Genomic DNA, 14,421 nt, shown 5'->3' on the forward strand with positions numbered 1-14,421 from the left:
GGCGCGGCGAAGGCCCGGGCATCCATCTTCTTTGTTTTCGCGGCCCGACGTGGATGGCCGGGACAAGCCCGGCCATGACGGCACTGGGCCACAGGGTGCGCTCATGACCTACATCGCAAAGCCGAAATTCCAGCATCCCGGCATCAAGAAGAACGCGCTGGGCTACAGCCATCGCGACTACGAGGGCAAGATCTCGACCCTGTGCGCCGGCTGCGGCCACGATTCGATCACGGCCTCGATCATCGAGGCCTGCTTCGAACTGTCGATCGAGCCGCATCGCGTGGCAAAGATCTCCGGCATCGGCTGCTCGTCGAAGACGCCGGACTACTTCCTCGGCAATTCGCACGGCTTCAACACCGTGCACGGCCGCATGCCCTCGGTGCTGACCGGCGCCAACCTTGCCAATCGCGAGTTGATCTATCTCGGCGTCTCCGGCGACGGCGACTCCGCCTCGATCGGCTTCGGCCAGTTCGCGCATGCGATCCGGCGCGGCGTCAACATGACCTACATCGTCGAGAACAACGGCGTCTACGGCCTGACCAAGGGGCAGTTCTCGGCGACGGCGGACCGCGGCTCGAAGTCCAAGAAGGGCGTCACCAACACCGACAATCCAATCGACCTCGTCGGCATCGCGCTGCAGCTGGGGGCGACCTATGTCGCGCGCTCGTTCTCCGGCGACAAGAAGCAGCTGGTGCCGATCATCGAGGGTGCGATCCGGCACAAGGGCGCGGCGTTCATCGACGTTATCAGCCCCTGCATCGCCTTCAACAATCATGCCGGCTCGACCAAGAGTTTCGACTATGTCCGCGAGCACAACGACGCCGTGAACCGGCTCGACGTGTTGACCGGCCGCGACCCGATCGAGATCGACCAGGATCCCGGCACGGTGCAGATCGTCGAGCAGCACGACGGCTCGCGGCTTGCGCTGCGCAAGATCGACGCCGACTACGATCCGCATGACCGGCTGGGCGCGATGACCTTCCTTCAGAAGCACGCGGCGCAAGGCCAGATCGTGACCGGGCTGCTCTATGTCGATCCGGAGGCCGACGACCTGCACAGCCACCTCAACACGGTGGAGCGGCCGCTCAACCGGCTCGAGGCGGCGGACCTGTGCCCGGGCCAGAGCGTGCTGGACAAGATCAATGCGAGCTTGCGGTAGCAGAGCCAAGCTCAGCGAGCGTCAATCGCGCATGGCTGCTGACCGTTCGTGAGGACGATTCTCATGGGCAAAGTGCAGCGCCGTCCTCGGTGCTAACCCTCGCGGTGAGGAGCGTCGCCCTTGCGACGCATCTCGAACCGCGAGGCCCGAGCGGCGGCCTCGCCCTTCGAGACGCCCGCCTGCGGCGGGCTCCTCTGGGTGAGGGTGGAGAGCTTTCGCTGTGGCAAGAGGGGCAGATCGGCTGGCCGAGAGGCACAGATCCTTTTTCACGAGCAGGCTGCTCATGATGAGTTGGATTGCACCCGCAGCGAATTCGTCCAAACGCGTTCGAGCTGCGCAATGGCCTCCGGCAGCGGCAGTGCCGACAATGCCTCATCAGCCCCGCTCACGAGCCCAAACTCCCGCAGCCTGACCAAGGCCTCGTCAATGTTGAACGCGCGGCCCAATCCGAACATCTGCTGCAGCAGCTCCTCGACGTGGCTACCGAGCGCGGCGCGCGACAGCGGGACGGATGCCAGCAGCAAGCCGCCATAGGCCAGCACCGCCTCCTTCCAGTCCTGGTCCTCGGCCTCGCCGATCAAATAGTTGAAGATGCCGGAATTGTTGTTGACGTTGCGGAAGTAGATGTTGTCGGTGACCTGCTTCTGATGGATCAGCGACTGGCGATGGAAATTGCCCCATTGCCTGAGGATGAAGGCGCCGAGCGCGAACAGGCCCGAGAGCGCAGCCAGCGCCTGCTCGGTGTCGTTGTCGTGCACGGTGCCGCTGAGGCCGAGATAGAAGCCGGCGACGATGAACAGCACGGTCAGGGTCGAGGCCAGCTTGAGCAGGATCGGCACGCCGCCGAGCAGCGCCGGCACGCCGAGCGTCAACTGTTCACGCAGGCCCATGACGACGCGCACGTTCGGCAGCAGCGCCTCGAGATCGAAGCGGGCGATGTGGCGGAAATATTTGAACAGCACGGCGCCGCCGCGGATCTTGTTGCGGCCACGCCAGGCGGCGGTCTTGCGCTTCTTCTTCGTCGGCTCGTCGGGCCTGGTCGCGACCATCAGGATGATGTCGTCATAGACCTCCACCTCCTGCGACCGGCGCCGCAGGCCATACAGCATCGGGACCTCGATCGTCTCCTGATGCTGGCCACGCCGGAACATGCGCACGCTGCGATAGTCCGAGATCGGCGCCTTCAGCTTGACGCGCACCAGCGCATGCTCGGCAAAGGCGCGCTCGATCTCGTCATGGGAAATCTCGATGAAATTGGCCTCGCCCAGCACGCGGACGAATTCGTCCGTGAGGTTGCCATAGGCGGTGTCGAGCTCGCCGGACGAGCGATGGCGGCCGATGGGCACCTCGGGGTCGAAGTCGAAATAGGCGTCGCGCAGGCGATCGAGCTCGTCGAAATACTCATGGTGAAGAATGGCGCCGAGCATGCGCGCAAGCTCACGCAGATCGCTCGACTGGACCTCGTCCAGGCCGCCATGCGAAATCACGGCGTCGAGAATGTCAGACTTGCGCAGTGGAATGAACCGGTCCCGCCGGTTGGCCGCCACCGTCTCCCCTGCTCCAACCACGCGCCTTACGTCCGAGCTTCGATCTTTGTCCGCAATGGCAAGAGCGTCAGGCGCCCGCCGATACCGCACACCATAGCTGGCTCACCGGACTTGCGCCACCGGCCGCGATCCCCGTTTTCAGATGCGAACCTCGATATTTGCCGCAGCACAGGTGCTCTCCCCTCCCCCTCTTGCGGGGAGGGGAGACCACCGTCTCCGCGGGAACGAGGCCGATCGAAGAAATCTCAGGGCTTGGCGGCCGCGCTAAGCGGCCGCCGGTTGTATCCGGGGATTGAGCACGTACTCCTTCAGCACCTTGTCGGTGGCGGCATCGACCTCGACCAGCGACACGTCGTAGCTCCAGAGGTCGGCGAGATGCTGAAGCACCCGCTTCGTGTCGGTTTCGTTGAGCTGGGCCCCCTTCACCACCGTATGCCGCAGCATCAGGCGGCGGTCGCCGGCGAGATCGACATCGACCACCTCGATGTTCGGGTCGATGTAGCCGACGTCATACTGCCGCGACAATTCGCGGCGGATGCGGCGATAGCCGCGCTCGTCGTGGATGGCGTCGACCAGGATGCCGGTGCGATCCGCCGGATCGTCGTGCAGGTGGAACAGCCGGAGCTGGCGGATCAGCGCCGGGCTCAGGAACTGGCTGATGAAGCTCTCGTCGCGATAATTGGCCCAGACGTCGCGCAGCACCGCCATCTCGTCACCGGTGCCGGCAATGTCCGGGAACCACTCGCGGTCCTCCTCGGTCGGATCCTTCACGATGCGCGCGATGTCCTGCATCATCGCAAAGCCGAGAGCGTAGGGGTTGAAGCCGGAGAAACGCGGATCGTCGAATTCCGGCTGGAACACGACGTTGGTGTGCGACTGCAGGAACTCGAGGAAATTGCCGTCGGTCAGACGGCCGTCCTGGTGCAGGCGGTTCATGATGCGATAATGCACGTAGGTCGCCGTGCCCTCGTTCATCACCTTGGTCTGGCCCTGCGGATAGAAATACTGCGCGATGTGGCGGACGATGCGCAGCAATTCGCGCTGCCAGGGGGCGAGCCGCGGCGCGCTCTTCTCCAGGAAATAGAGCAGATTCTCCTGCGGCAGGCCGAGCAGCGCCTTGCGGCGTTCGACGTTCAGCACCGCGCTGGTCTTGGCAGGTCCCGTCGGCACGGTGCGCCAGAGATCGTTGAACTGCTCCTCCTCATAGAGCCTTCGCTTGCCGGCGCGCTTCTCCTCCTCACGGAAGTCGAGCTTCTTCTTGCCCGGATAGCGGTCGACACCGTGCGACATCAGCGCATGCGCGGCGTCGAGCGTATGCTCGACCGCTAGCCGGCCATAGCGCTCCTCGCATTGGCCGATGTAGCCGCGGGCGAAATCGAGATAATCCAGAATGCCGTCGGCGTCGGTCCACTGCTTGAACAGATAATTGTTCTTGAAGAAATGGTTGTGGCCGAACGCGGCATGCGCGATCACCAAGGTCTGCATCGTCGCCGTGTTCTCCTCCATCAGATAGGAGATGCAGGGCGAGGAGTTGATCACGATCTCATAGGCGAGCCCCATGAGGCCCTTGCGGTACGATGCCTCGTGATAGGCGAAGTGCTTGCCGAACGACCAGTGCTTGTAGAACAGGGGCATGCCGACCGAGGAGTAGGCGTCGAGCATCTGCTCGGCGGTGATCACCTCGATCTGATTGGGATAGGTGTCGAGCCCGAGTTCGTTCTGCGCCACCTTCTCGCAGGTATCGTGGATACGCTGCAGGGTGAGGAAATTCCAGTCCGCCCCCTCGAACAGAAGCCCGCTCATGACGCCGCCCTCTCCTGCGTCGTGCCGCGACGCTGAAACAGGTCGTGGAAGACGGGAAAGATCTCGCTGCGGTCGCGCACCTTGCGCATCGACAACGGCTGGCCGTTGGCGCGCAGACGCTCATACAGCGACCACAGCGCCGAGTCCGGCATCTCGAACGAATAGGTGCCGGATTCGCCGACCTCAAGATAGGCGAAGAATTGCGACACTGGCAGGATGTTGTCGGTCAGGAGGCGCGCGACGTTCTCGGAATCCGAGGTCGCGTTGTCGCCATCGGAGGCCTGCGCCGCATAGATGTTCCAGTCCGAGGGGCGGAAGCGCGAGCGGACGATGTCGTGCATGCATTGCAGCGCGCTCGACACCAAGGTGCCGCCGGACGCCGGTCCGTAGAAGAAGGTCTGCTCGTCGACCTCCTCGGCGCGGTCGGTGTGGCGGATGAAGACGATCTCGACGTGGCGGTAGCGCCGGGTCAGGAACACGTAGAGCAGCATGTAGAACCGCTTGGCGAGATCCTTCATGTGCTCGGACATCGAGCCGGAAACGTCCATCAGGCAGAACATCACGGCCTGCGCGATCGGCTTCGGCACCGCCTCGAAGCGGCGATAACGGATGTCGATCGGGTCGATGAAGGGGATGCGCTTGGCCTTGGCTTTCAAGGCTTCGAGCTCGGCCACCAACGCGGCCTTCTTGTCCTCGTCGGTCTCCTGCTCGATTTTTTCTTCAAGCTCGGCGATCGCTTCCGGCCTGGGACGGCGCAGCGCAACGCGACGGGCCAGGGCCCTTGTCACCGTACGGCTGATCGAGATGTTGGCCGGCGAGCCCGAGGTGGAGTAGCCGGCGCGCACCAGCCCTTCGCTCTCGGCTTCGGCGAATTTGCGCTTGGCGAGATCGGGCAGTTCGAGATCGTCGAGGAAGAGGTTGACGAACTCCTCCTTGCTCAGCACGAAGCGGAAGGCGTCCTCGCTGTCGCCCTGCCCCGGGCCGGACTTGCGGCCGCTGCCGTCGCCGGAGCGCGGCAGGATGTCGCCTTCGATGAACTTCTTGTTGCCCGGCAGCACCATGTCGCGGGTGCCGCCCTCACGGCGGAAGCGCGGCTCGTCCATGCCGTCGAGCGGGATCGAGACCTCGCCGCCTTCCAGCACGTCCTTGATGTCGCGGTCCTGCGACGTCTTCTTGACCGCTCCCTGAACCAAGGCCTTGGCTCTGCGCAAAAATCGCTGGCGATTTTCCAGACTTTTGCCGCCCGGGTTCAGGCGCCGATCAATGATGTGCATGACCACGTTCCATACGCCTCCTGCTGCAGCGGTCTCAGCTCCTGCTCTCCCCCGCCGCGATGCCGCGGTTCAGTATCAGACCGGACACTGGACCCGGATCCTTCGCCTGTCCGACGCTTCCCATCGAAGCTCAGCGTCGAACGCTTTGCATCATTCGTCGTCCCGGTTCACATCCCCGTTCCGTAGCCCCTGCGCCGAAACCGGCGCCGGACCACGATCAACCGGCCTGCTTCACCCGCATGTACCACTCCACCAGCCGGCGGACCTGCCGCTCGGTGTAGCCGCGCTCGACCATGCGCGCCACGAAGTCGTCGTGCTTCTTCTCGGTCTCGCCATCCTTCTTGCTGCCGAACGAGATGACCGGAAGGAGATCCTCGACCTGCGAGAATATCCTCTTTTCGATCACTTCGCGGATCTTTTCGTACGAGGTCCAGGACGGATTTTTTCCGCCATTCTGGGCCCGGGAACGCAGAGAGAACTTGACAACCTCGTTGCGGAAGTCCTTCGGGTTGGCGATCCCGGCCGGCTTCTCGATCTTGGTCAGTTCCTGGTTCAACAACTCGCGATTGAGCAGCTGTCCCGTATCGGGATCCTTGAAGTCCTGGTCCTCGATCCAGGCGTCGGCATAGTCGACATAGCGATCGAACAGGTTCTGGCCGTAGTCGGAGTAGGATTCGAGATAGGCCTTCTGGATCTCGTGGCCGATGAACTCGGCATAGCGCGGCGCGAGATCAGCCTTGATGAATTCGAGATAGCGCTTCTCGACTTCCTCGGGCAGTTGCTCGCGCCGGATCGACTGCTCCAGCACATACATCAGATGAACCGCGTCGGCGGACACTTCCGACGTGTCGTGGTTGTAGGTCGCGGCCAGCACCTTGAAGGCGAAACGGGTGGAGATGCCGTCCATGCCCTCGTCGACGCCGGCGGCGTCGCGATATTCCTGCACGCTGCGCGCCTTCGGATCGGACTCCTTCAGGCTCTCGCCGTCATAGATCCGCATCTTGGCATAGAGCGTCGAGTTTTCGTGCTTGCGCAGCCTGGACATCACCGAGAAGCGGGCCAGCGTCTCCAAGGTGGCCGGCGCGCACGGCGCAGAGGACAGTTCGGAGCCCTGGATCAGCTTCTCGTAGATCTTGCGCTCTTCGGTGACGCGCAGGCAGTACGGAACCTTGATGACGCAGATGCGGTCGATGAAGGCCTCGTTGTTCTTGTTGGTCTTGAAGCTCTGCCACTCCGCCTCGTTGGAGTGGGCGAGGATCACGCCGTTGTAGGGAATCGCGCCGATGTTCTCGGTGCCGATGTAGTTGCCTTCCTGCGTCGCTGTCAGCAGCGGATGCAGCATCTTGATCGGCGCCTTGAACATCTCGACGAATTCGAGGATGCCCTGGTTGGCGCGGTTGAGGCCGCCCGAATAGCTGTAGGCATCGGGATCGTTCTGCGCGTAGGTCTCGAGCTTGCGGATGTCGACCTTGCCGACCAGCGAGGAGATGTCCTGGTTGTTCTCGTCGCCGGGCTCGGTCTTGGCGATGGCGATCTGGCGCAGCCGCGACGGCTGGATCTTGGCGACGCGGAACTGCGAGATGTCGCCGCCGAAGGCTTCGAGCCGCTTGTAGCACCACGGGCTCATCAGGCCGGACAGGCGGCGGCGCGGAATGCCGTATTTCTCCTCGAGCATCGGGCCCAGCGTGTCGGGATCGAACAGACCGAGCGGCGACTCGAAGACGGGGCTCAGCTCATCCCCGGCCTTGAGCACGTAGATCGGATGCGTTTCCATCAGCTGCTTCAGCCGCTCGGCGAGCGACGACTTGCCGCCGCCGACCGGTCCGAGCAGATAGAGGATCTGCTTGCGCTCTTCCAAGCCCTGCGCAGCATGACGGAAGAACCCGACGATGCGCTCGATCGTGTCCTCCATGCCGTAGAAGCCGGCGAAGGCGGGATACAGCCGAACCGTCCGGTTCAAAAAAATACGGCCAAGGCGTGGGTCCTTGGCCGTGTCGATCATCTGAGGCTCGCCGATGGCAGCTAGTAGTCGCTCAGCAGCGTTCGCGTATCGCATCGGGTCGGCTCGACACGATTCCAGATATTCCTGCATCGACATGTCGGTCTGGCTGCGTGCCTCGAACGACCTCGCGAACGCGTTGAACAACGAATCGTTGTACATGATCCCTCTCCACGTAGGTTCCGCCGCACTTGCTGCAACGGATCGAGATCCTAGTACGTTCCAGCTGATCTCGAACCGACTCAGAGTGAAGCGCGCTAGCCCCTATTGGGCACCGTCTTGGTCCTTTTCCGCAACGCAAAGTGCATGCAGCATATGCCCTATCAACATGCACTTCGCTCAATAGTTCGGCAAAACCACGCCAATCGCCTCTATTTGTATCCTATTGTCTCTGCTTCGCAACATCCGCAATACCCCGGCACCGTAGTCTCCCTGCGCCGCACAAGCTGTTGTGAGGCCACGTGAAGTGGTCGCGACACGCGCGAATCCAGTGTCGGTCCTACAGGTGAACCGCGAATGAACGAAAGTCTTCTGCGCTTCCGCCGATGGCCGGAAGGATTCGTTCGTGATGTCACGTGACAGGCCGGCATCGCGTGCGGCCGACGAGAGTCGTGACGCGCGTCTCGTGAACGTTGCTCGCGTCGTCCAACGTTTGTCGCGCCGGCGATAGTAGACGGCGGGCCCGAACGATCGACCCGCGCGTGCCGGCCCAACCGTTTGGTCAGACCGATCGTCCTGCGCGTCACTGTATCCGACATCGCCTCGGCGACCTCGCGAGGAGAGGCACCAACCGCAAGGTAAGCACAGCTATCAGGCACGGACGATGTCATGTCCCCAACACATGTGATGTTCCTTTCGCTTTGCAAGGAGACGGACCTTGCATCGCCCATCACGTCAACGTCGCCGGCTCCGTGCGGATCGCGATTCGCGTGGGCGTCCGTTCAAGGGCGGGACCGGGCGCCGCGGATGACGTCTCCTCGCATTTGAACGAATTCGATCGGATGGGCATCGCTCTCGGCAACATTCATATCATGGCGACGGTGGACCGATGGCCGCCCGGCGCGCACGAGACCTTGGAAATCCGCACGAAGCACTTGGGATTCAACGAGGATCAATCCATTATGAATGGCGTTATCCGGACGGGTGACGCATAGTTTCGTCTCGGGCCGGGCCGGTTCTGCCTGGAACCCAAAAATGCAAGCCAGCGCACATAGATAGGCATCATGAACCCGGTCAAAGCACTCGAACAACACGGCCAGGCGGTCTGGCTCGACTTCCTCGCCCGCGGCTTCGTCGCCAAGGGCGACCTGAAGCGGCTGATCGACGAGGATGGCGTCAAGGGCGTGACCTCGAATCCCGCCATCTTCGAGAAGGCGATCGGCAGCTCCGATGAATATGACGCCCCCATCGCCAAGGCGCTGAAGAGCGGCGATCGCTCGCCGACGCAGCTGTTCGAGACCGTCGCGGTCGAGGACATCCAGAATGCCGCCGACGTGCTGCGCCCGGTCTATGACGGTTTCGACGGCAATGACGGCTTCGTCAGCCTCGAAGTCTCGCCCTACCTCGCGCTGGACGCCAAGGGCACGATCGCCGAGGCCGAGCAGCTCTGGAAGGCGGTCGACCGCACGAATCTGATGATCAAGGTGCCGGCGACCGACGCCTGCCTCCCGGCCATCCAGGACCTGATCTCGAAGGGCATCAGCGTCAACATCACGCTGCTGTTCTCGCAAGAGGTCTACCGGCAGGTCGCCGAAGCCTATCTCGCCGGCTTGGAGGCCTATGTCGCCGATGGCGGCGATCCGTCGCATGTGGCGAGCGTGGCGTCGTTCTTCGTCAGCCGCATCGACAGCGTCGTCGACAAGCAGCTCGACGAAAAGATCGCCCAGGCCAACGATCCCTCGGAGAAGGAGCGTCTGACCGCGCTCAAGGGCAAGATCGCGATCGCCAACGCCAAGATGGCGTATCAGGACTACAAGCGCCTGTTCGCGGGCGAGCGCTGGGAGCGGCTGGCCGCCAAGGGCGCCAAGCCGCAGCGGCTGCTGTGGGCCTCCACCGGGACCAAGAACAAGGACTACCGCGACGTCCTCTACGTCGAGGAGCTGATCGGGCCGAACACGGTCAACACCGTGCCGCCCGCGACGCTGGATGCGTTCCGCAATCACGGCAAGGTGCGCGACAGCCTGGAAGAGGACGTCGAGGCAGCCGAGGCCGCCCTGGACGATCTGGCGAAGACCGGCATCTCGCTCGACGACATCACCGCCGACCTCGTGATCGACGGCGTCAAGCAGTTTGCCGACGCCGCAGACAAGCTGTACGGCGCGGTCGCGCACAAACGCGCGGTGGTGCTCGGGACGGGACTTGGGCAGCAGACGATCGCCGTGGCTGCCGATCTCGAGAAGAAGGTTCAGGCCGCGACCGAGGACTGGCGCAAGGCCGCCAAGATCCGCCGGCTCTGGCACAAGGATGCGAGCGTGTGGACCGGCCGCGACGAGCAGAAATGGCTGGGCTGGCTGACGAGCGCCCAGAAAACCGATTTCGGGGACTATGAGGATTACGCCCAGCGCGTGAAGGGCCAGAAATTCTCCGATGCCGTCGTGCTCGGCATGGGCGGCTCGAGCCTCGGACCGGAGGTGCTTGCCAAGACCTTCCCGCGCAAGGCTGGCTTCCCCAAGCTCCACGTCCTCGACTCCACCGATCCGGCGCAGGTGCGCGCCATGGAAAAGGCGATCGACATTGCCAGGACGGTGTTCATCGTGTCCTCGAAATCGGGCGGCACCACCGAACCCAACGCGATGAAGGACTATTTCTTCGCACGCGTCGGCGAGGCCATTGGCGCCAAGAAGGCCGGCCATCGCTTCATCGCCGTCACCGATCCCGGTTCGTCGCTGGAAAAATCCGCCAAGGCCCAAGGCTTCGCCCGCATCTTCCATGGCGAGCCGACGATCGGCGGCCGCTACTCGGTGCTGTCGCCGTTCGGGCTGGTGCCCGCGGCGACCGCAGGGATCGACGTGCGTAAGCTGATCGGCCACGCGCTGTCGATGGTGCGCTCCTGCGGCCCCGACGTGCCGCCGCCGCAGAACCCGGGCGTGCAGCTCGGTCTGGCGATGGGCCTCGCCGGGCTCGATGGCCGCGACAAGGTGACGATCTTCGCCTCGCCTGAGATCGCCGATTTCGGCGCCTGGGCCGAGCAGTTGATCGCAGAATCCACCGGCAAGGAAGGCAAGGGCCTGATCCCGATCGAGGGCGAGCCGCTCGGCGAGCCCTCCGCCTATGGCAGCGACCGCTTCTTCATCGACATCAGGGTCGAGGGTGACGATGTGCCCGGCCACGACGCCAAGCTGGCGGCGCTGGAAGACGCGGGGCATCCCGTGGTGCGCATCGTCATGACGTCGACCGATCAGCTCGGGCAGGAATTCTTCCGCTTCGAGATGGCGACCGCGGTGGCCGGTGCTGTCCTCGGCATCAACCCGTTCGACCAGCCCGACGTCGAATCCGCCAAGATCAAGACCCGCGAGCTGACGGCATCGTTCGAGCAGACCGGCGCGCTTCCCCCGGAGGAGCCGGTCGTCTCGGTGAAGGGCTGCGAGCTCTTCACCGACGCGCACAATGCCGAGAGCCTGCGCGAGCATGGCGCGAACGGCACCCTCGCTTCCTGGCTGAAGGCGCATCTCGGCCGTGCCGGCGAGGGCGATTACATCGCTCTGCTCGGCTATATCGAGCACAATGGCGCGAACACCGACGCCTTGCAGCGCATGCGCCTGAGGCTGCGGGACACCAAGCACCTCGCCACTTGCGCCGAGTTCGGCCCGCGCTTCCTGCACTCTACCGGCCAGGCCTACAAGGGCGGACCCGACAGCGGCGTGTTTCTGCAGATCACCGCCGACGATGCGGAGGATCTTGCGATCCCCGGCCAGAAGGCGAGCTTCGGCGTGATCAAGGCAGCGCAGGCGCGCGGTGATTTCGACGTGCTCACCGAGCGCGGCCGCCGCGCCTTGCGGGTGCATCTCAAGGGCAATCTGAAGTCGGGCCTGAAGCTGCTCGACAGCGCCATCAGCGAAGCGCTGAGCTAGGAAAGGCCCCGTCAATGCAATTGGGAATGATCGGTCTCGGGCGGATGGGCGGCAACATCGTGCGCCGCCTGATGCGCGCGGGCCACTCGTGCGTGGTCTATGATCGCGACGCCAAGGCCGTCGCGGCCCTGGTCTCCGAAGGTGCGACCGGCGCCGCCAGCCTGGACGAGTTCGTCGGCAAGCTCGCATCCCCACGGCACGCCTGGGTGATGCTGCCGGCCGGCAAGATCACCGAGGCCACGGTCGAGCAACTGACCAAGCTGATGAGTGCCGACGATGTCATCATCGACGGCGGCAACAGTTTCTGGCAGGACGACGTCCGCCGCGGCAAGGCGTTGCAAGAGCGCGGGCTGCACTATGTCGATGTCGGCACCTCCGGCGGAGTCTGGGGCCTCGATCGCGGCTATTGCATGATGATCGGCGGCGACAAGCCGGTCGTCGACCGGCTCGATCCGATCTTTGCGGCACTCGCCCCGGGCATCGGCGACATCCCGCGCACGCCGGGCCGTGACGGCCGTGACCCGCGCGTCGAGCAGGGCTACATCCACGCCGGCCCGACCGGCGCTGGCCACTTCGTCAAGATGATCCACAACGGCATCGAATATGGCCTGATGCAGGCCTATGCGGAGGGCTTCGACATCCTGCGACATGCCAACAGCGAGGCGTTGCCCGAGGCGCATCGCTTCGACCTCGACCTCGCCGACATCGCCGAGGTCTGGCGCCGCGGCAGCGTCATCCCCTCCTGGCTGCTCGACCTCACCGCGAGCGCATTGGCGCGCCAGCCGGGGCTGGAAAGATATTCCGGCTATGTCGAGGATTCCGGCGAGGGCCGCTGGACCGTCAATGCCGCGATCGATGAAGCCGTGCCAGCCGAGGTGCTGACTGCCGCGCTGTTCGCCCGTTTCCGCTCGCGCCAGGAGCACACCTTCGCCGAGAAGATCCTCTCGGCCATGCGCGAGGGCTTTGGCGGCCACAAGGAGCCCGAACAGCATCCTGATCCGGCACGCCAGAGCGCGCCCGAGATCGTCAAGCCGCGGGACGATCGCACGTGACCGGACAGCATCAGCCGCAACATCAGAAGCCCGACGCCTGCGCCTTCGTGATCTTCGGCGTCACCGGCGATCTCACGCATCGCCTCGTGCTGCCGTCGCTGTACAATCTCGCCGCCAACCATCTGCTGCCCGACCGCTTCTGCATCGTCGGCATCGCCCGCAAGGGGATGTCGAGCGAGCAGTTGCGCAGCAATCTGATGGAGGGCCTGCGCAAACATGCGACCCGTCCGATCGAGGACGAGATCGCCCAGCGCCTGCTGCAATGCGTGACCGCGATCGAAGCCGACCCGAAGGAGCCGGACAGCTTCGATCAGCTGAAGGAACGCCTGGAGAAGCTGGAGGCCGCGCGGGAGACCCACGGCAACCGGCTGTTCTACCTGGCGACGCCGCCCGGCGCCTTCGCCCCGATCGCCCAGCAGCTCGGCCGCGTCGGGCTGTTGAAGGAGCACGGCAAGGCCTGGCGGCGGCTGGTGGTGGAAAAACCGTTCGGCACTGATCTCGCGTCGGCCAAGAAGCTGAACGACCAATTGCTGGAGCTCGTCACCGAGCATCAGATCTACCGGATCGATCACTATCTCGGCAAGGAGACGGTGCAGAACATCCTGGTGCTGCGCTTCGCCAACGGCATGTTCGAGCCGATCTGGAACAGGCATCACATCGATCACGTGCAGATCACGGTGGAAGAGAAGCTCGGCGTCGGCACGCGCGGCAGCTTCTACGACGCCACCGGCGCGCTGCGCGACATGGTGCCGAACCATTTGTTCCAGCTGCTCTCGTTGGTGGCGATGGAGCCGCCGGCGCGGTTCGATGCGCACACCGTCCGCTCCGAGAAGGCCGAGGTGCTCTCGGCGATCCAGCCGCTGACCGAAGAGGAAGCGCTGCTGAATTCCGTTCGCGGTCAATACAAGGCCGGCACGGTGGGTGACACCGAGCTGCCGGACTATCGCAAGACCAAGGACGTGAGTGCCGACAGCGCGACCGAGACCTACGCCGCGCTCAAATTGACCATCGACAATTGGCGCTGGGCCGGCGTGCCGTTCTATCTGCGCACTGGCAAGGCGCTGGGCACGAAGCGAACCGAGGTCGCGATCAAGTTCCGCCAGGCGCCGTTCGCGATGTTCAGCTGCACCCCGATCGACACGTTGGCGGAGAACTATCTGGTCATCGGCATCGAGCCGACCCAGAGCATCACCCTGCAGTTCAATACCAAGGTGCCGGGCCCGACCATCCGCACCGACGGCGTGCAGATGAAGTTCAACTACAAGGACTATTTCCAGGCCGAGCCGGCCACCGGCTACGAGACGCTGATCTATGACTGCATGATCGGCGACAACATCCTGTTCCAGCGCGCCGACAGCGTCGAGGCCGGCTGGAAGGCGGTCGAGCCGTTCATCGAAGCCTGGAAGAAGGCCGGCCGCGACGGCCTGCACACTTACGAAGCGGGAAGCGACGGTCCCAAGGCGACGGCCGATCTGCTGGCGCGGGATGGTCGCAGCTGGCGAAAGCTGACCTGACCG

8 protein-coding genes are annotated in these 14,421 nt (G+C 64.0%); 4 read left to right on the forward strand and 4 right to left on the reverse strand.

Features of this window, described 5'->3' with window-relative positions; all coding sequences use genetic code 11:
• Positions 1-103 precede the first annotated feature (103 nt).
• Positions 104-1,159, forward strand: coding sequence for a 2-oxoacid:ferredoxin oxidoreductase subunit beta (locus tag ACQR1B_RS17430; RefSeq protein ID WP_250174142.1), 1,056 nt, complete (start codon positions 104-106; stop codon positions 1,157-1,159).
• A 281-nt stretch (positions 1,160-1,440) separates the two neighbouring features.
• On the opposite strand, the gene ACQR1B_RS17435 is transcribed toward ACQR1B_RS17430, so the two are convergent.
• The 4 genes from ACQR1B_RS17435 to ACQR1B_RS17450 form a co-directional block, all read right to left on the reverse strand.
• Positions 1,441-2,727, reverse strand: coding sequence for a TMEM143 family protein (locus ACQR1B_RS17435; protein WP_434834502.1), 1,287 nt, complete (start codon positions 2,725-2,727; stop codon positions 1,441-1,443).
• 243 nt (positions 2,728-2,970) lie between these two features.
• On the reverse strand, positions 2,971-4,509 hold the full coding sequence (locus tag ACQR1B_RS17440; protein WP_434834501.1) for a SpoVR family protein: 1,539 nt from the start codon (positions 4,507-4,509) through the stop codon (positions 2,971-2,973).
• Entirely contained in the window at positions 4,506-5,783 is a 1,278-nt protein-coding gene (locus ACQR1B_RS17445; RefSeq protein ID WP_434834500.1) for a YeaH/YhbH family protein, read from the reverse strand. The genes ACQR1B_RS17440 and ACQR1B_RS17445 overlap by 4 nt, the downstream gene beginning before the upstream one ends.
• A 217-nt stretch (positions 5,784-6,000) precedes the next feature.
• Positions 6,001-7,944 (reverse strand): PrkA family serine protein kinase, encoded by a 1,944-nt coding sequence (locus ACQR1B_RS17450; RefSeq protein WP_434834499.1) that lies wholly within the window; start codon positions 7,942-7,944, stop codon positions 6,001-6,003.
• Positions 7,945-9,005: 1,061 nt separating this feature from the next.
• Between ACQR1B_RS17450 and ACQR1B_RS17455 the strand changes: the two genes are divergently transcribed.
• From ACQR1B_RS17455 to zwf, 3 genes are read left to right on the forward strand one after another with little or no spacing between them, the layout of a single operon-like run.
• A complete protein-coding gene (locus ACQR1B_RS17455) occupies positions 9,006-11,852 on the forward strand; it encodes a bifunctional transaldolase/phosoglucose isomerase (protein WP_434834498.1) in 2,847 nt (948 codons plus the stop codon).
• A gap of 14 nt (positions 11,853-11,866) precedes the next feature.
• Positions 11,867-12,904 carry a phosphogluconate dehydrogenase (NAD(+)-dependent, decarboxylating) gene (gnd, locus tag ACQR1B_RS17460; RefSeq protein WP_434834497.1) on the forward strand — a complete coding sequence of 346 codons (1,038 nt, stop codon included), beginning with the start codon at positions 11,867-11,869 and terminating at the stop codon, positions 12,902-12,904.
• On the forward strand, positions 12,901-14,418 hold the full coding sequence (zwf, locus tag ACQR1B_RS17465; RefSeq protein ID WP_434834496.1) for a glucose-6-phosphate dehydrogenase: 1,518 nt from the start codon (positions 12,901-12,903) through the stop codon (positions 14,416-14,418). Before gnd ends, zwf begins: the two co-directional genes overlap by 4 nt.
• Positions 14,419-14,421: the final 3 nt, after the last annotated feature.

Source organism: Bradyrhizobium oligotrophicum (assembly GCF_051168495.1).
GTDB lineage: Bacteria > Pseudomonadota > Alphaproteobacteria > Rhizobiales > Xanthobacteraceae > Bradyrhizobium > Bradyrhizobium oligotrophicum_A.